This is a genomic window from Pseudovibrio sp. W74 (assembly GCF_001623085.1).
Classification (GTDB): domain Bacteria; phylum Pseudomonadota; class Alphaproteobacteria; order Rhizobiales; family Stappiaceae; genus Pseudovibrio.
Map to the genome: position 1 here is coordinate 7,144 of NZ_LMCJ01000005.1, position 18,089 is coordinate 25,232.

Annotated in this window: 16 protein-coding genes and 1 pseudogene; 12 read left to right on the top strand and 5 right to left on the bottom strand. The window is 53.2% G+C overall.

Annotated features, from left to right (window positions below; translation table 11 throughout):
* The 8 genes and pseudogenes from PsW74_RS29075 to PsW74_RS04110 form a co-directional block, all read left to right on the top strand.
* Nucleotides 1-358: pseudogene (locus PsW74_RS29075) on the top strand (terpene utilization protein AtuA); the annotation flags it as partial.
* Entirely contained in the window at nucleotides 358-1,164 is an 807-nt protein-coding gene (locus PsW74_RS04080; protein ID WP_063290134.1) for an enoyl-CoA hydratase/isomerase family protein, read from the top strand. The pseudogene PsW74_RS29075 and the gene PsW74_RS04080, both read left to right, overlap by 1 nt.
* A 184-nt stretch (nucleotides 1,165-1,348) precedes the next feature.
* Entirely contained in the window at nucleotides 1,349-3,034 is a 1,686-nt protein-coding gene (locus PsW74_RS04085) for an AMP-binding protein (RefSeq protein WP_063290133.1), read from the top strand.
* Between the two features lie 103 nt (nucleotides 3,035-3,137).
* Nucleotides 3,138-4,046, top strand: a complete 909-nt coding sequence (locus PsW74_RS04090) for an SDR family oxidoreductase (protein WP_057461226.1) — start codon at nucleotides 3,138-3,140, stop codon at nucleotides 4,044-4,046.
* Entirely contained in the window at nucleotides 4,034-5,644 is a 1,611-nt protein-coding gene (locus PsW74_RS04095; RefSeq protein WP_063290132.1) for a carboxyl transferase domain-containing protein, read from the top strand. Before PsW74_RS04090 ends, PsW74_RS04095 begins: the two co-directional genes overlap by 13 nt.
* A 53-nt stretch (nucleotides 5,645-5,697) precedes the next feature.
* Nucleotides 5,698-6,885, top strand: coding sequence for an acyl-CoA dehydrogenase family protein (locus PsW74_RS04100; RefSeq protein ID WP_063290131.1), 1,188 nt, complete (start codon nucleotides 5,698-5,700; stop codon nucleotides 6,883-6,885).
* Between the two features lie 47 nt (nucleotides 6,886-6,932).
* Nucleotides 6,933-8,822 carry a biotin carboxylase N-terminal domain-containing protein gene (locus PsW74_RS04105; RefSeq protein ID WP_063290130.1) on the top strand — a complete coding sequence of 630 codons (1,890 nt, stop codon included), beginning with the start codon at nucleotides 6,933-6,935 and terminating at the stop codon, nucleotides 8,820-8,822.
* Nucleotides 8,823-8,902: 80 nt separating this feature from the next.
* Nucleotides 8,903-10,075: an acyl-CoA dehydrogenase family protein gene (locus PsW74_RS04110; RefSeq protein ID WP_082830474.1), complete on the top strand. Its 1,173-nt coding sequence runs from the start codon at nucleotides 8,903-8,905 to the stop codon at nucleotides 10,073-10,075.
* Nucleotides 10,076-10,126: 51 nt separating this feature from the next.
* Here PsW74_RS04110 and PsW74_RS04115 read toward each other — a convergent pair whose 3' ends face one another.
* Genes PsW74_RS04115 through PsW74_RS04130 form a run of 4 tightly spaced genes read right to left on the bottom strand, consistent with a single transcriptional unit; the run spans nucleotide 10,127 to nucleotide 13,729 of the window.
* Complete coding sequence (locus PsW74_RS04115) at nucleotides 10,127-11,857, bottom strand: flotillin family protein (protein WP_082830475.1); 1,731 nt, start codon at nucleotides 11,855-11,857, stop codon at nucleotides 10,127-10,129.
* Nucleotides 11,858-11,878: 21 nt separating this feature from the next.
* Entirely contained in the window at nucleotides 11,879-12,580 is a 702-nt protein-coding gene (locus tag PsW74_RS04120) for an OB-fold-containig protein (RefSeq protein ID WP_063290129.1), read from the bottom strand.
* Nucleotides 12,581-12,617: 37 nt separating this feature from the next.
* Nucleotides 12,618-13,295, bottom strand: a complete 678-nt coding sequence (locus PsW74_RS04125) for a PspA/IM30 family protein (RefSeq protein ID WP_063290128.1) — start codon at nucleotides 13,293-13,295, stop codon at nucleotides 12,618-12,620.
* 14 nt (nucleotides 13,296-13,309) lie between these two features.
* Nucleotides 13,310-13,729: a hypothetical protein gene (locus tag PsW74_RS04130; RefSeq protein WP_208980616.1), complete on the bottom strand. Its 420-nt coding sequence runs from the start codon at nucleotides 13,727-13,729 to the stop codon at nucleotides 13,310-13,312.
* A gap of 273 nt (nucleotides 13,730-14,002) precedes the next feature.
* Here PsW74_RS04130 and PsW74_RS04135 point away from each other — a divergent pair, with 273 nt between their 5' ends.
* Nucleotides 14,003-14,875, top strand: a complete 873-nt coding sequence (locus tag PsW74_RS04135; RefSeq protein WP_063290127.1) for a serine protease — start codon at nucleotides 14,003-14,005, stop codon at nucleotides 14,873-14,875.
* 154 nt (nucleotides 14,876-15,029) lie between these two features.
* Complete coding sequence (locus PsW74_RS04140; RefSeq protein WP_063290126.1) at nucleotides 15,030-15,665, top strand: hypothetical protein; 636 nt, start codon at nucleotides 15,030-15,032, stop codon at nucleotides 15,663-15,665.
* Nucleotides 15,666-15,701: 36 nt separating this feature from the next.
* Here the strand turns inward: PsW74_RS04140 and PsW74_RS04145 are convergent, their stop codons facing one another.
* Nucleotides 15,702-16,850, bottom strand: a complete 1,149-nt coding sequence (locus tag PsW74_RS04145) for an acyl-CoA dehydrogenase family protein (RefSeq protein ID WP_063290173.1) — start codon at nucleotides 16,848-16,850, stop codon at nucleotides 15,702-15,704.
* A 305-nt stretch (nucleotides 16,851-17,155) separates the two neighbouring features.
* On the opposite strand from PsW74_RS04145, the gene PsW74_RS04150 reads away from it, so the two are divergent.
* Together PsW74_RS04150 and PsW74_RS04155 are read left to right on the top strand one after the other, a co-directional pair.
* Nucleotides 17,156-17,608 carry a YeeE/YedE thiosulfate transporter family protein gene (locus PsW74_RS04150; RefSeq protein WP_057461234.1) on the top strand — a complete coding sequence of 151 codons (453 nt, stop codon included), beginning with the start codon at nucleotides 17,156-17,158 and terminating at the stop codon, nucleotides 17,606-17,608.
* A gap of 1 nt (nucleotide 17,609) precedes the next feature.
* Nucleotides 17,610-18,050, top strand: coding sequence for a DUF6691 family protein (locus tag PsW74_RS04155; RefSeq protein WP_063290125.1), 441 nt, complete (start codon nucleotides 17,610-17,612; stop codon nucleotides 18,048-18,050).
* The last annotated feature ends 39 nt before the right edge of the window (nucleotides 18,051-18,089 follow it).

An 18,089-nucleotide genomic window follows, 5' to 3' on the forward strand; every position in this document is an offset into this window, starting at 1 on the left:
TACGTCTGATGATGTGCTGATTGATGTTCCGCTGATCAGGCTGGCTTATGCGCGTAGTGGTGACAAAGGCGATAAAGCGAACATTGGCGTGATTGCGCGGAAAGCAGAGTGGTTGCCGTGGATTGCAGCTGCCCTGAGTGAAGAGGCTGTTGCGCGGACCTTTGCGCATTTCAATCCGGGCAAGGTGGCTCGTTTCTATCTGCCGGGCTGTCATGCGCTGAATTTCCTGATTGATGATGTGCTTGGCGGCGGCGGCATTGCCAGCCTGAGGCTGGATCCGCAAGCAAAGGCGTACAGCCAGATCTTGCTGACGCAGAATGTTCCGGTTCCGCAGTCCATTGCGCAGGAGGTGATGTGATGAGTGATGCTTCAACAACTTCTGCCGTTCTTGTGGTTCAAAAAGATGGTTGGATGACCATCACTTTGAACCAGCCCGAGAAGCGCAATCCGCTGACAGGCGAGGTGATTGCTGAAATCTCCAGGGTTTTGCGGGATGTACAGGATGATCGCAGCGTCCGTGGCATCACGTTCACTGGTGCTGGCGGTGTGTTCTGTGCTGGCGGAGACCTGAAGTCCTTCCAGCAGATCATGGCTGGTGGTGATGAGGCCGAGGCGATTGCACAAAAGATCAGTCTGGAAGCTGCAGCGTTTTTTGGAATGATCGCCAATCAGCCGCAAGTGACCATTGCTTTGGTGGAGGGGGCCGCTATGGCAGGTGGTCTGGGTATGGCCAGTGCCTGCGACTTTGTGGTCGCAACGCAAGATGCCAAATTTGCATTTACTGAGACGCGGATTGGCTTGCCGCCTGCTCAGATTGCTCAGTACGTGACCAAACGACTGGGCTACCAGAAAGCCAAGAAAATGCTCGTGTTGGGGAGCAAACTGACCGGTGTTGAGGCCTTTGATATCGGTCTGGTCGACGAAGCTGTTGCAGATCAGGCAGCGCTTGAGACAGCAGAAGCGGACCTGAAACAGCAAGTTCTGGCTTGTGCGCCAGACGCTGTTGCGGCCACCAAACGGGTGGTTGAGGAGACGCTTTTCCTTGAACAGGAAGAGTTGCGCCAGAGCGCGGCTGCTCATTTTGCAAGAGCTATCGTTGGGGAAGAGGGACAGGAAGGTGTGAAGTCGTTTTTACAAAAACGCAAACCTTCCTGGGCTCCTTAGGTGACCCCTTAAATTCTGGGGTATGCGTTTACCCGATAACAGATGTTCGAATGCGGTGAAGGAAGAAGAAATGCAGGGTATGCTCATATTCGTATGAGCTGACTATAATGCCGAAGTCTATCGCGCAATAACGATAGTGTTGGAACCAGCGGGGAGGCTGAACCAACACATCAGAGGAGGGAACATGGGTACACAGTACGCACTGCCAATTGAAATGCTGCAAAAATGGGCCACAGATAAACCAAACTCGGTTTATCTGCGACAACCCGTGAACCGGCAGTTCATAGAATTCACCTGGAAGGAGTGTTACGACACCGTCCGGCGTGTGGCTGCTGCGCTCCAGTCAATGGGTTTCCAACCGGGAGACCGGATTGGTATTCTCTCTAAAAACTGCGCTGAATGGTTTCTGGCTGACTTTGCAATTCAGGCCGCTGGTTATATCTCAACACCAATTTATTACACTGCCTCAGCGGATACGATCAGCTACATCATCAATCATGCAGATATCAAAGCGCTGTTTATGGGCAAGCTGGATGACTTTGCGCCGAGCCAGCAAGGTATTCCTGAGGGCGTGGTCAAGATCGCGCTTCCCTATAACACGATAGATTGTGAGCACAGCTGGACGGAGCTGGTCAAAACGAATGATCCGTTGCCAGAAGATAAGCTGGCCAAGCCAGAGCTGGATGAGCTGTTTTCTATTGTTTACACCTCTGGCTCCACCGGGAACCCGAAGGGGGTGGAAGTCACCTGGCGCAATATTGCCTATGGCGCATGGTCTCCAACCCAGTCTTTGGAACTGGGCCGTGAAGAACGCCTGATCTCCTATCTTCCGCTGGCGCATATCACCGAGCGTGCTCTTATTGAGCATGTGAGCCTTTATGCAGGTGTGGTCGTGAGCTTTGTGGAGTCTTTGGACACTTTTGCAGAGGACTTGCGGGCAGCTGAAGTGACCATGTTCATTTCTGTTCCGCGTCTCTGGATGAAGTTTCAGTCCAGTATCCTTGCCAAGGTCCCGCAGAAGAAGCTGGACAGGCTTTTGAGCATTCCGATCCTGAGCTGGTATGTGAAGCGGAAAATCCGCGGACAGCTTGGCCTGACCAATGCAAAGCTTATCGGGAGTGGTTCAGCACCAATCTCCAAGGCTGTTCTGGAATGGTACCAGAAGCTGGGCATCAACATTACTGAGGGATGGGGCATGACCGAGACTGCAGGTCTTGCGTCCTCTCACTTCCCATTCCGTGCGGATAAGGTTGGCACAATCGGTACGCCGCTTGCAGGGCTTGAGATCAAGATCACCGATGAAGGTGAGCTTCTCATTCGCGGGGACGCTGTTACCAAGGGATACTACAAGGATCCTGAGCTGACTGCTGAAACCATTGAAGATGGCTGGTTCCATACTGGTGACAAGGTTGAGCAGGATGCAGATGGGTTCTTGCGTATTACGGGCCGTGTGAAGGAAATCTTCAAATCCTCCAAGGGCAAGTACATTGCACCCGTGCCGATTGAGGCCATGCTGTTTGACAACACGTATGTTGAGCAAGCCTGTGTGATGGGGTCCGATTTGGCGCAGCCTGCAGCGGTGGTGTTCCTCTCCAGCGAGATGACCCATGGTCTGTCGCGCGAAGAGGTGCGTACCAGCCTTGAAGAGACCTATCACAGCATTAACAGTGCCGTTGAAAGCCATTTGAAGCTGAGTTCGATCATTGTCGCAAACGACATGTGGACCATTGAGAATGGTTATCTCACCCCGACCATGAAGATCAAAAGAACACGCCTTGAAGATCGCTATCAAGAGGTGGTGCAAGGTATGCCTGATCGTCCGGTGGTTTGGGAAGATGAATGCGGTGCTGCGGCTGGTGCGCCGGCCTGAAAGACTGACAATGGTTTGGGGTGACGCGGTCACCCCAAACCGGGAATTTTGAGGCGAAGGCCTCTGTTTGAATAAGCCGCGTGAGTGGCAGGGAGAATTTGGAATGAGCAATGAACCGTCCCGTTACGCATCAGTCCTGCGAGATGGGTTGTTTGATGGACAAACAATGATTGTGACTGGGGGAGGCAGTGGCATTGGCCGCTGTATCGCCCACGAACTTGCAGCGTTGGGCGCCCATACCGTTCTCCTTGGCCGCAAGCAGGCAAAGCTTGATGCGGTGGCTGATGAAATTCGTGAGGATGGCGGCGAGGTTTCTACGCACTCGCTGGACATTCGCAATGAAGACGCTGTTGGTGAAACCGTAGCCAAGATTGTTGCAGAGCGTGGTGTGATCCATGGCCTCGTGAACAATGCGGGCGGGCAGTACCCAAGCCCTGCGGCGTCAATCAAGAAGAAGGGCTTTGACGCGGTTGTCGAGACCAACGTCACAGGCGGCTTTTTGATGGCGCGTGAGGTTTACAACCAGGGTATGCGCAAGAGCAAAGGTGGTGCCATTGTCAACATCGTTGCAGACATGTGGCGCGGTATGCCGGGTATGGCACACTCTGGTGTGGCACGGGCTGGTATGCAGAACCTGACCATGACGCTGGCCGTTGAGTGGGCCGAAGCAGGTGTGCGGGTGAATGCGGTTGCGCCGGGTTGGATCGCGTCTTCCGGCTTTGACACCTACGACGAAAACTTCATCAAAACCATGTTTGCGCGGATGGCGGACAATAATCTTGCGCGTCGTCTGGGCACGGAAGCTGAGGTTGCCTCACTGGTGAACTTCCTGCTTTCTCCGGGAGCTGCGTTCATGACTGGACAGTGTATTGGCGTGGATGGTGGAGCGCCGCTCTGGACCAACCTGATGCCAGTTGGCGACAATGCAAATATGAAGGAATACCAAGGGTTTCATCGCTATGAGAAGCCTAGGGCCCTTAAAGCTTGGGAGAAAGACAAATGCCCAAGTTAACCTCCTCAGTCGATAGCGGCAGCGCTGCGTTTGCTCAGAACAAGGCCTTCATGGAAGCTCTCATTGAGGAGTTTCGTGGGTATGAGGCAAAGGTTCGGGAGAACTCCGAGAGCAAGCGCGGGAAGTTTGAAAAGCGTGGCCAGTTGTTGCCACGTGACCGTGTGAGCCTGCTGCTGGATCGTGGATCTCCGTTTATGGAAATCTCCACACTGGCTGGCCTGAAGATGCATGACGATGACGGCAAGAAGAATGTTGCTGGCGGCGGCTCGATTGCCGGTATCGGTTATGTTGCTGGAAAGCGCTGTCTTGTGGTGGCGACGGATTCTGCGATCAAAGGTGGCTCTATCTCTCCGATGGGCCTGAAGAAGACGCTTCGCCTGCAGGAAATCGCCCAAAAGCAGAAACTGCCGATTGTTGCGCTGACGGAAAGTGCTGGTGCAAACCTCATGTATCAGTCCGAGCTGTTTGTTGAGGGCGGTCGGGCGTTTGCCAATCAGGCGCGTATGTCTGCGGCAGGCATTCCGCAGGTGACGGTGGTGCATGGGTCCTCGACCGCTGGCGGTGCGTATATGCCGGGGCTGTCGGACTACACTGTTGTGGTGCGCGGCAAGTCGAAGATCTTTCTGGCCGGTCCTCCACTGCTGAAAGCGGCAACGGGTGAGATTGCGACAGATGAAGAGCTGGGTGGTGCGGAGCTGCATTACAACACAGCTGGCACAGCGGAATACATGGCAGAGGATGATGCGCACGGCGTCGAGACCGCGCGTGAGATTGTTGACCATCTGCCTTGGGATGCGCCGGTCGAGGCGGAAGGCGGCAAACAGCCGTTTTATGATGCCACGGATCTGCTGGGCATCGTGCCTGAGGATGCCAAGAAACCGTATGATGTGCGCGAGATTATTGCTCGCATCACGGACGGCTCTGACTTCCTTGATTTCAAGAAGGAATTTGGTGGAGCCACGGTTTGTGGTCATGCTCGCATTGATGGGCAGACGGTTGGTATCTTAGGCAATAATGGCCCGATTGATCCGCAAGGTGCGGTGAAGGCTGCGCAATTTATTCAGCTGTGTTGCCAGAGCAATACGCCGCTTCTCTTCCTGATGAACACCACTGGCTATCTGGTGGGCCGGGATGCGGAGACAGGCGGGATCGTCAAGCATGGGTCCAAGATGATCCAGGCGGTTGCCAATGCCACGGTTCCGAAGGTGACCATTGTGGTTGGTGGTGCCTGGGGTGCTGGCAACTACGGCATGTGTGGCCGTGGGTTTGATCCTGATTTCATCTTCTCATGGCCGTCCGCCAAAGTTGGCGTGATGGGGCCGGAGCAGGCAGCGACGGTGATGAAGATCATCACTGAAGAGAAGTTTGCGAAGATGGGACAACAGATCCCCGATGGCATGACAGACCAGATGGCACAGAAGATCGTTGACCAGATGTCGCCAGAGACCACAGCGCTGTTTGCGACGGCGCGGATTTGGGATGATGGGATCATTGATCCAAGAGACACGCGCCGCGTTGTCTCATTGGCCCTATCTGTTTGTGCAGATGCCAGGAAACGTCAGCTTAATCCAACAACATTCGGGGTCGCGCGCGGCTAGGCAGAGCAGCGCCATTCGACTCTTTGAGTACAGTTCAACATGAGGGTTTCACGATGGAATATACTGAAGAACATCGGAAAATGAAAAGTGCGGTGGTCAAGTTCGTCGAGGCCGAAATCAACCCGCATGTGCCGGAATGGGAAGAGGCAGGGATCTTTCCAGCTCATGAACTCTTCAAAAAAATGGGTGATCTCGGTTTTCTTGGTGTCAACAAGCCAGAAGAGTATGGCGGGATGGGCCTTGATTACTCCTATCAGGCCATGACCATTGAAGCGCTGGGCGCGTGTGCTTGTGGCGGTGTGCCCATGGCAATTGGCGTGCAAACCGACATGGCGACCCCGGCGCTCTCCCGCTTTGGATCTGATGAACTGCGCCGGGATTATCTCGCTCCTGCGATTGCCGGTGACATGGTGGCCTGCGTTGGCGTTTCTGAAGCCCATGCCGGGTCTGATGTGGCGAACATCAAGAGTAACGCCGTGAAAGATGGTGATGACTACATCATCAACGGCTCCAAGATGTGGATCACCAACTCCACTCAAGCGGATTACATGTGCATGCTGGTGAACACCAGTGACGGACATAAGCACCAGAACAAATCGCTGATCGTCGTGCCTATGGACAGTGCTGGTATCACCAAGTCGGATCGTCTGAACAAGCTTGGCCAGCGTTCTTCTGATACGGCGCAGATCTTCTTTGATGACGTGCGTGTTCCTCAGCGCAATCTGATTGGGACCGAGGGCGCTGGCTTTATGTACCAGATGCTGCAGTTCCAGGAGGAGCGCCTGTGGTGTGCCTTATCGCTTGTTGATGGCATGGACCGCATTATTCAGCTGACCGAAGATTATTGCCGTGAGCGTGCTGCGTTCAATCAGAGTGTTCTGGACTTCCAGGTGGTTCACTTCCGCTTGTCAGAGCTGCGCACTGAAGTAGAGCTGCTGCGCGCGCTTTCTGAAAAGTGTGTTGAAGCCATGGTGCGCGGTGAGAATGTGACACGTCTTGCTTCCATGGCGAAGCTGAAGGCTGGCCGCCTGTCTCGTGAGCTTGCGGACTCCTGTCTGCAGTTCTGGGGTGGCATGGGTTACATGTGGGACAGCCCTGTGAGCCAGTTTCTGCGGGATAGCCGGCTGACCTCCATTGGTGGCGGTGCTGATGAAGTGATGCTCTCCATCATTTGTAAGCTGGATAATACGTTGCCAAACCCAAAGAAGAACCGTGCAATGCAGAAGGAAGCAGCTGAATAAGCTGCTTTCTGATGCGAGAAGTTTTGGCACTGTGAAGGGAATTTTCGATGTTTGATAGTGTCCTGGTCGCCAATCGGGGGGAGATTGCTCGCCGAGTGTTCCGCACTGCGCGGCAAAAGGGCTATCGGAGTATTGCTGTTTATTCCGAGGCTGATGCAACGGCTCCTCATGTTGCAGATGCTGATATTGCAGCGTGTATTGGCGGGGCGACACCAGCAGACTCCTACCTGAATATTGAAGCTATTTTGATTGCGGCCCGCAAAACCGGGGCGCAGGCGGTGCATCCGGGTTACGGTTTTTTGGCAGAAAATGCGGAGTTTGCACAGGCGTGTGCAGATGCGGGACTGGTGTTCATTGGCCCGCCTGCGGAAGCGATTGAGCTGATGGGCTCCAAGCGGCTGTCCAAACTGCGGATGATTGAGGCGGGCGTGCCGTGTGTTCCGGGATATTCCGGTGCGGATCAGTCAACGGAGACATTGGCTGCAGAAGCGGCGCGTCTTGGGGTGCCGTTGATGATCAAGGCGTCTGCTGGTGGCGGCGGGCGCGGTTTGCGTTTGGTTGAAGACCTGAGCGGGCTTGAAGACAAGCTAGCGGCTGCGGCTTCAGAAGCTGAAAATGCTTTTGGCAATGGCGAGCTCATTCTTGAAAAAGCGGTGATCAATCCGCGCCACGTCGAGATTCAGGTGTTTGCTGATAATCATGGCAATGTGGTGCATCTGGGTGAGCGGGACTGTTCTGTGCAGCGTCGCCACCAAAAGGTGATTGAGGAAGCACCGGGGCCGTCGGTTACGCCGGAAATCCGCGAGGCAATGGGGCAAGCTGCTGTTGATGCGGCGCGGGCCATTGGCTATCGCGGGGCAGGGACCGTTGAGTTTTTGTTGGCTGTTGATGGCAGTTTCTACTTTATGGAGATGAACACCCGCCTGCAGGTGGAGCATCCGGTGACGGAAGAAATCACTGGTCAGGATTTGGTTGCGTGGCAGCTGGATGTTGCCGCTGGAAAGCCTTTGCCGCTGAGCCAAGAGGATATTTCCTTTACTGGCCACGCCATGGAGTTGCGTCTCTATGCAGAGGATGCGGATGCCGGCTTTTTGCCACAAACGGGAACGGTGTTGGCGTGGAATGGCAATGACCTTTCCGTGCGCGTGGATAGTGCCATTGAGCAGGGCTGCAAGATTTCATCCTACTACGATCCAATGATTGCCAAGCTGATTGCGCATGGCAGTGATCGGGATGAAGCACGACGCAAGCTGCTGCGCGGGCTGGATGAGCTGGTTCTGCAAGGTCTGGTTCACAATGGCTCCTTCCTGAAGAGTGTGTTGCAGGATGATGTGTTTGCAGCTGGCAAGGCTACGACGGCGTTCCTTAATGATCGTGAACTTGGCTCTGTTGCAGCAGATGCAACGCGAGAGCTTATGCGGGATCTTGCCGTGTGTTTGTTTGCTCGTAGCAAAGGCCAAAGCCGCTGGACGACAGCGACACCTTTGCCCGTGAGGATCAAACTAGATGGTGAGGAGGTCTCTGCGCGGGAGGACCTGCGGGTTCTTACAGGTGAAGATCGCGGCAGCATTGTTTTTGAGGCGGACGGCGTTCGTCGTTCTGCCTTTGTGAGTGAAGCGCCTGAAGGGGGGCTTTGGATCTCGTTGGAAGGGCAGACACAGTTCTTCGAAGAGCAGAGTTTCAGCTCTAAAAAAGAAGACAATTCGGCTGCATCTAGTTCGATTATTGCACCGATGCCGGGTGCTGTTGTTGCTTTGAAGACAGAACAGGGTGCGCAAGTCTCCAAAGGAGATGTGCTGCTGGTTCTGGAAGCGATGAAGATGCAGCACGAGCTGACGGCACCGCGTGATGGTGTTGTTGCTGAACTTGGGACGCAGGAAGGTGCACAAGTGAACAGCCGCGATGTGCTGGTTCGTCTGGAAGAAGAGACCGCCTGAGATCTTCTGCCAGTGATTTTGTGCCAATGATTTTGTGCCAATGATTTTGTGAATGACCCGCAGGTTTTGCGGAGGAGAATATGATGAGTTTGAGTCTTCCTGACTTCGGATTGAAGCGCAAGTCCACCATGTTCAACGAGGAGCATGAGGCTTTTCGTGATGTGCTTTCCCGTTTCATTGCCAAGGAGATCACTCCTTACGTCGCCCAGTGGGATGAAGCCAACGAGTTTCCTCGTGAGCTTTACAAAAAGGCGGCGGATGTTGGGCTGCTCGGCATCATGTTTCCCGAGGAGTATGGCGGGACGGGTATCGATTATCCGTTGTCTTATCTCTCCGCTGTTGAGCTTGGACGTGCGGGGAGTGGAGGCATCAATGCGGGCTTGATGAGCCACACCATTGGCACGCCTCCGATTGCGCACCTTGGGTCTGATGAGTTGAAGGCACGGGTGATTCCGTCAGTTTTGGCAGGCGAGAAGATTTCGGCGCTTGCGATCACCGAGCCGGGTGGTGGATCAGATGTGCAGAACCTGAAGACGGTTGCCCGCCGTGAGAATGGTCATTACGTCCTGAATGGTGAGAAGACCTTCATCACCTCCGGTATGCGTGCAGACTACTACACAGTTGCTGTGCGGACAGGTGATACGGGCATGGGCGGCATTTCGCTGATGCTGGTTGAAAAGGGTATGGAGGGCTTTACTCAGACGCCGTTGCACAAGATGGGATGGTGGGCCTCTGACACTGCTACGCTGCATTTTGACAATGTGAAAGTGCCTGTCGAAAACCTGATTGGCGGAGAGAATGCCGGGTTCATGGGCATCATGATGAACTTCAACAATGAGCGCCTGTTCCTTGCTTCTGCCTGTTACGGGCACATGCTGGGTGTTTTTGAAGAGGCGCTTGACTGGGCGAAGCAGCGTGAGACGTTTGGCAAGCCGCTCATTTATCGTCAGGTCATCCGGCACAAGTTTGTTGATATGGCGATGAAGATGCAGGCAGTTCGAGCAGTGCTGGAAGAGCTGGCGCAGCGGTTGCAGCTGGGAGAAAGCCCGATCACGGAGATCTGCATGGCGAAGAACCTTGCAACAAGCACACTGGAATATGTGGCTAATGAATGCCTTCAGGTGCTTGGTGGTGCAGGTTACATGCGCGGAACCAAGGTTGAGCGCATTTACCGTGAGACCAAGGTGATGACAATTGGTGGTGGTTCTTCAGAGATCATGAAGGATCTGGCCAGTCGGCAGATGGGTATTTAAGCGTTTTGTTTTGAATGAAAAAGCCCCGCTTATGAGCGGGGCTTTTGTGGTTTATACGGTCTCTTTGGAGACTGACTGTGCCATCTCATTTGGCGTTGCGCCGGAGATGCCCAACTCTCCGAGGAGACTGTCGACCAGTGGGGCCTGAGAGCGGTATCTCAGGGCTGAGTTGACCAACTGATCGGAGAGACCGGCAGACCCTTCTGCTGGTGTTCCGTTTGCTGCTGGTGCTGCACCACCCAGACCATCGACCTGAAGGATTTTGATCTCGTCGATGTTTTCCATTGGCTTCACGCTCTCGCTGATGACCTGTGGCAGAGCTTCGATCAAAGCCAGTTTGACCTGCATATTGATCTGCTCAGGTGACAGGAGGTTGGATGCCTCGTTTAGGATACGCTGACCTTCTGCTTCTACCGCGAGGCGCAGCTTGTCTGCTTCTGCACGGGTCGTGACGGCATCTGCTTCCGCGTTTGCTGCAATACGGATCTGATCCGCATCACCGCCGGCTTTCAGTCGAACAGCTTCTGCATGGTCTTCCGCAGCTTGCTTTTCTGCTTCCGCACCAACTGTAACGGCGATTGCGGAGCGTTCTGCATCCTGAGCTGCCTGAACCAGATCGACCTGCTTGTGACGTTCGGCTACTTCGATCTCACGCGCTGTGATGACCTGTTCTTCTGCCTTGATCGCAATAGCGCGGGCTTCGTTTGCTGCAGCATCGGCAGTTGAAAGCGCTTTGGATTTTTCAGAGACTGCAATTGAGCGGTCCTGTTGGGTCAGCTCAAGAACCTTCTCTTTCTCAATGCGCGTTTCCTCAAGAGAACGGTCTTTGAGGATTTCCTGCTCTTTAACTTGATGTTCGGAAGCAAGGGAGGCTTGCTTGATCTGCAGCTTTGAGGTGATATCTGCCTGCTCTGCATCACGGCGACGTTCTGCCTGTTCCGTGGCAATCAATGCTTGTTGCTTGGCTTTGCGAATTTCCAGATCACGCTGCTGTTCCAGTGAGGCGTATTCTTCCTCACGGGCGATTTCGAGCTTTTGTTGCTCAGCTTCGAGGTTTTTGCGGCGGATCAGAACTTCTGTATCCTGCTCAATGTCGTTGCGCTTTCTGCGACGCTCTTCAATTTCTTGCGTGAGCTTGGTCAGACCTTCTGCATCAAACGCGTTGTTCGGATTGAAGTATTCCATGCGAGTCTGGTCAAGGCCGGTCAGGGAGACTGATTCCAGCTCAAGGCCGTTTTTCAGCAGATCTTCGGAGACGGCTGCTTGTACCTTCTGCACGAAGGAGACGCGTTGCTCGTGCAGTTCTTCCATTGCCATTTCAGCAGCCACGGCGCGCAATGCATCAACAAACTTACCTTCAATGAGGTGCTTCAGATCTTCCGGATGCATGGTGCGAACGCCGAGGGTTTGTGCGGCATTGGCAATGGATTCAATGGTTGGCTGAGCGCGTAGGTAAAACTCAGCAACCACATCAACACGCATTCTATCGCGGGTGATCAGTGCTGCTTCATCGGCTCTGCGCACTTCAAGGCGCAAGGTGTTCATATTCACCTGAATGATGTCATGAAGGACCGGCAAGACAATTGCGCCGCCGTTCATGATGACTTTTTGTCCGCCAAAACCAGTCCGTACAAACGCAACTTCTTTTGAAGAGCGGGTGTAGAGGCGGGAGAAGACAATGCCGATTGCGAGAAGGGCAATAAGGACAACGGCTGCCAGGACGAGCATCTCAGTCAGTCCAGTGGCTGACTCCAAGGCGGAGTTTTGATTTTCTGTAAACATATTGGGCCTCAAATTGAGAGATTAATCTGCAAGCGTGTCTGGGCGAGGTGATAAATTTTTGTGTGGGTTCGCAATTGCTGTGAAAAGGGAGCCTTTTAAGCCGACAAGCAAGACTTCGTCTCCCTGCATTAATGTGATGTTTGGCTGATCTGGAATGACCTGCACGTAATGTCGTGTGCCAAAATTATCCGTAACGCGGGCTTCTGCCTGCAAAGCCATGGTCGCATTGCCAAGTGTCAGGACTGCAACTTCGCCCACCAAATTGTTTCGTGAGCGTGCGTCTGTCTCTTCCTTGGGCATGATGCGGCCAATGGCATGACCAGTTGTGGCGGTGAACCAGAAGCTGACAATCACTGTCGGGATGAGCGCCATCCAAAAGGGGATTGATGAGCCTATGACAGATGCAGCGGTGTACTGTATCAGTACGCCTATGATGCCGAAGCTGGTAAGCAGGATGATCAGCAAGACGATGAACGGGACCTTGCCCACGGCCAGCCATGCCAGAAACCCGTCGACGGGGCCAAGGCCGACCGCGTCTACCGAGACGTCTGCATCCATATCGACATCTGCATCGATATCCAGATCCGGCAATACATCATCGACCAGACCGGAAAGAGATAGCCCGAATACCATGCCGACAACTTCGAGCAGCGCCAGAGCGAGCATGACGAAAATGGCGAGCGTGAAGAGATAGGTCTCGCTTGAAAAAAGTAGTTGTGCCAATTCATCCCCCAATGAACACTATGATTGCCGGTTGCTGTTATTCCAGTTCAGCTTCCAGCGCAGCAAGGCGCTCTTCTACGCGGTGGTCGCGGGTCATCTGATCCAGCTTTGCGAGCTTTGCATCGTCACCCATACTTCCTGAGTTCGCGACACCCGGTACTCCTGTAGCCGCTTTCATTGCGCGATCAAATGCAGAGTTGGCATTGTCAACGGCTGTATTGAGCTTGTGATCGCTGCCTCCATCTGCGGTTGCGCTTTGTGATGTTGCAGCATTTTTCTGCGTTATGTAAGCGTCCAGTTGGTCTGACATTTCGCGCTTGCGGCCCTGAAGAGCGAGGATGGAGTTGTTGAGCTCCTGTTCTTCATCACCAGCGTCGGCAATTGTCTTTTCCAGGACTGGAATTTGCGCTTCCAGATCCATCTGACGGGCAACAGCCGCGCGGGCCAGATCCTTCTCGCCAGCGCGCAGGGCAATGGCGGTTTTCTCGGAGAGTTCTTCGTGAGACTTGTTGGTCTCTGCGAGCCGCTGGCTTGCTACGTGCTTTTTGACGGCTGCTTTGCCAAGAGCGTCGCGGACGTCTTCAACAGCGTTGTCGAGTTCACGAATGGCCTGTTTCATCACCATGTCAGGTGCAGTGCTTTCGACGGCATCTACAATGGAGTTGGCAGTTCCGGAGACCAGACGACCGACGCGAGATAAAAGAGATTCAGACATTGAGTCCTCCAGTATTACTTCGAGTTTAAACGGTTGCGCAAAAGTTCGGTGGAGCTGCGCATATCATCGACAAGCTCTTTGAAGAGTTCCGGGTTTTGCAGGCGTGGGTTACGTCTCAATCCGGCCTGAAGCACCAGCTCAATGAGCTCAAAAAAATCTTCTGTAACTGCTGCTTCTGCGTCTTTCAGGTCTGTTTCGCCAGCTTTGCCAGCCAGTTCCCCTAAAAGAAGCGGAAGGCGATCAGTCAGTAACCGCAGAACGTCTGACTGGCGATCACTCTGGTCGAGCATGTCGCTTGCTGGTTTTACCAGTTTCCGCGCCGCAAATGTGTGCGTACCATCGCCCAGTGATGCGAAGCTGCTTTCCGGTGCGGCTATGAGTGCCCGGATTTTGTCACTTGGCGTTTTGGCCTCCGGAAAGTTCAACCGGGCCAAGCGCTCCGATTCCTCTTGCGTTAATCGCACGCTTAACGAAATGGATCTTGATGGCATGTAGCACCTTTGCATTACAAATGTAGTTCTAATGTAATTGCAATTTATGATTGTTCAAGAGGGTAAACTAAAGTTTTTTGGATTTGCAGAAAATGACACTGACCAAAATGCGAGTATTTAGTTGGTTTTTTGGTGAATGAACTCTGAGGTCTCACAGCAGCTGTCTGGATTGGTCTTCTTCAGGAAGGATGATGTTGGATAAGGTGAGATTTCAAAATGGCGAACTCGCGTGAGGATAGATGTGACTGCGGCCCGGCAAGTGAACATGGGACAGGCGAGTTTGGTGATGTTGTTTGGGATGAGCCGGAACGCCTGCATGTGCGCAAAAGTTTGATCCCGGAGGGGGATAACACTGCCTTTGAGCGGATCATGGGTGTTTCTGATATCTTCCCAATCAACTACCTTAGCCGTGGGGTCGCGGCTGCGCGGTCTATCTGCAAGGTTCAGCTTTATCGGGGTGGACGTATTCCGGCGGGGGCCGGGTCTGGCTTTCTGGTTGGGCCGAACCTGCTTCTGACCAATAATCATGTGATCCGGTCGCGGCAATCAGCAGCGCAGGCCTCGGCTATCTTTCAATACGAGATGGATGAGGATTTTTCGCTTGGGCGGTCTGCCGAGTTCTCGATTACGGATGAGATCTTCTTTACCAGCGCGAGTAACAATCTGGATTTCAGTTTTGTCTCTGTTGAAGAGGGGAATAAAGAGGCCAGATCACTCTCTGACTTCGGTTCTTTGAAGTTGTTGCCTCAATCTGGCAAGGCGGTGAAAGGTGAGTCTGTTTCAATCATTCATCATCCCAATGGCGGGTTGAAGAGTCTTTCTCTTCGCAACAGCCAAATCCTGAGCGTTCATGATCACTTCATAACTTACTCAAGTGATACCCTGCCGGGGTCTTCGGGTGCGCCGGTGCTGAATGACCAATGGTTACCAGTGGCTTTGCACCACCGCAGTATTTCTCATCCATCCAACAGAAACCGCTGGATTGCGAACCGCGGTATCCGGATCAGCGCTATTTTAGCCTACCTGAAGCTGCATGCGTCAAAGCGCAACACCGACGCATTGAGGATTACTGAACGTCTTGGTTTGTAATTAAGCAGCAAGATCAGTGCACTAACCAAAGTGTTATGTTGATATACGTAGTTCAAAGTGACTAATGGGCATAACGTATATATCAATCCTCTTTTTTCAGAATGCTGCTAGATAAGCGTCCATAAATAGAAGAATAAATCTACATGATAGATCGATGCAAAGCTCCGGCGTTATAAGCAAAACAATTTTAGGACTTCTGGGAAGCGTACTCTTTGGTGGCGCGGCTGTTGCACAAGTGTGCCCAACCGCAGACACGATGAAAACCGGAATGGTCCTCATAAACAGCAGTATTCCCGCACGTTTGTTTGTTCGACTTGAAGAGGACGGACAGGTTACAGAGCTGCATCTGAATGAGCGATATGTGGTGGTGCGTGACCAGATACATGTTCATGAGAAGGGCTTGTTCCTTTCCTATGAACGAGGGGCTCACATCAATCGGACTTACGTGCCAGATATACCGTTTGCTGAGTTCTTTCCGCTGGAAGTTGGTAAGGTCTGGGCAGCATCCATTGATGTGTTCGAGAACGAAGACCTTGTACGTAGAGACGTGCCCTACAAGTTTTCCGTTGGTGAGCCTGACCGCTTGCAGGTTGGCAGTTGCGCCTACGATGTACTTGATGTGACGCTTGAAACCGTCAGCGCAGAGGGTGAGGATATTGTTACCAAATATGCCTACAGCCCTGAGCTTGGGACCATCCTTAGAGGGGAAGGCAAGCATCTTTGGACATCAGAAAACGATGTGATGCAGTTTGATGAGCTGCGCGTTGTCCGCAACAAGCTGGTGCAATAAGCAAAAGGGGAGACCAAAACCTCCCCCTGAAGAAGTTTAAGCCAGCACTTCGCGGCTGATCAGTTCCTTCATGATTTCTGAGGTGCCGCCGTAGATGCGTTGAACGCGGGCGTCTACGAAGGCGCGGGAAACGCCGTATTCTCTCATGTAACCGTAGCCGCCGTGGAGCTGGAGGCAGCCGTCTACAACGCGGCCCTGCATTTCCGTTGTGCCGAGTTTAGCCATGCTGACAGTTGTGTTGTCGAGCTTGCCTTCCAGGAACAGGCGGCAGCATTCGTCAACGAACGCGCGGTGGGTGCGGACGTCGGTTGCCATTTCTGCCATTTTGAAGCGGGTGTTCTGAAGGGTAGCAACAGGGCGACCGAAGGCCTGACGTTCTTTGACGTAGTCAGCCGTCATTGCCAGTACGCCTTCCGCACCTGCAACAGCGCCAACAGCGAGGGTAAGTCGTTCGCGTGGGAGCTCGTTCATCATGATATGGAAGCCAGCATCCATTCTGCCGAGGCAAGCGCTGGCCGGGACGCGGAGGTCTTCGAAGAAGAGCTCGGATGTGTCTGAGGAATGCAGACCGATCTTGTCGAGGTTCTGACCGCGTTTGAAGCCCGGATTGTCTGCGTCAACGAGGAAAAGGCTGGTTCCCTTGGAGCCGGAGACATCCAGATTGGTGCGGGCAACAACGATCACAACATCTGCATGCTGACCGTTGGTGATGAAGATCTTGCTGCCGTTGATGATGTAATCATCGCCGTCTTTGCGTGCGATTGTGCGGATGCCCTGAAGGTCAGAACCTGCTGCAGGTTCAGTCATCGCGATGGCGCCGACGCACTCGCCTGTCACCATTTTTGGCAGGTACTTTTGCTTCTGCTCTTCACTGCCGTGATTGAGGATATAAGGGGCAACAATGTCGGAATGCACGCTGAGAGAAACGCCCAGACCAGAACAGTTGGCGCGGGTGAACTCTTCAATGATGACCATGGAGAACAGGAAGTTGGTGCCGAACCCGCCATATGCTTCCGGGGTGTCTACAGAGAGCAGGCCTTGCTCGCCCATCTTGTTCCAGATGTCACGCGGGAAGATATCTGCCTTCTCCCATTCGTCGTAGTGCGGGAGAATCTCTGCTTCGATGAACCGCTTTACATTATCGCGAAAAAGCTCAAGTTCACCTTTCAGGTCTTCGTCAATCATATCCATCCCTTTGTATTTCAAGCAGAAACGACGCTTTCCCAAATTCATCTCCCAACAGCGATTTAGGGTCGTTTCTTTACGTATACGGCAAGCCTAAGGGAGGTGATCAATCTGCGCAACTGGCGATGAGTATTAGGCGATTGGCATAATTGCTGCCGGTTGTGACTTGACTCTCCAAAATCGACTTATATATTAGAGAAAACTAAATTAGAAAACGTACATTTTGATCATGGTATCGCGCATGCCCTGGTTAGTTTCTCCATCAACCGAACTTTCCTCTGCAGGGGAAAGAACGAGTATAAAATATGACTGAGTTTACCCCATATGCCTCGTTAGCCGGAGGCGTTTTAATCGGCTTGTCTACTGTCATCCTGTTGCTCGCCAATGGGCGGATTGCGGGGATTAGCGGTATTTATAGCCGTTTGTTTGAAACAGGTACGCTTGCCAATGGCAAGTCGGCCTGGGTGCATGGTGAGAAGGGCTGGCAACTGTCGTTTGTTGTTGGGATCGTTCTTGCGCCTCTGCTGCTGATGGCAGGGGGATTTGAGATTGAGCAGGTGTTTACAGGAGACCTGACGCTGATCGCTATTGCGGGGGCTCTTGTTGGCTTTGGTTCGGTGTTTGGAAGCGGATGCACGAGTGGGCATGGTGTTTGTGGTTTGTCGCGCCTGTCTGTTCGTTCGCTGGCCGCGACGATCACCTTTATGTCGGTCGGCATTGCTGTTGTGTTCGTCCTTCGCCACGTGGTGGGGGGATAACATGCAACGGATCATCGCTGGTTTTTTAGCTGGCCTGACCTTTGGGGCGGGGCTGGTTGTTGCGGGAATGAGCAATCCTTTGAAGGTGCAAAACTTCCTTGATGTGTTTGGAAATTGGGATCCAAGTCTCGCCTTTGTGATGGGCGGCGCCATTCTGGTGGCCTTTCCGTTTTTCCGTCTGGCGCGCTTTCTACCGCGTCCGTTTGTGGCGGATGACTTTCGGATTCCGACGTTTCAGCAGATCGATAAATGGTTGATTTTTGGGTCAGCTACATTTGGTGCGGGATGGGGATTAATCGGTCTGTGTCCGGGGCCTGCACTGGTTTCAGTTTCATTGCTGTCGCCTCAGGCGATTGTGTTTGTTTTGTGCATGACGGCGGGGATGCTGGTCGCGAGACTGGTTGCCAGCCTCTCAATGCGAAGAGCATTGAAAGAGGCCTGATCTGTCATGTGTTTCATTGATAAATCACGGATTTAGGTG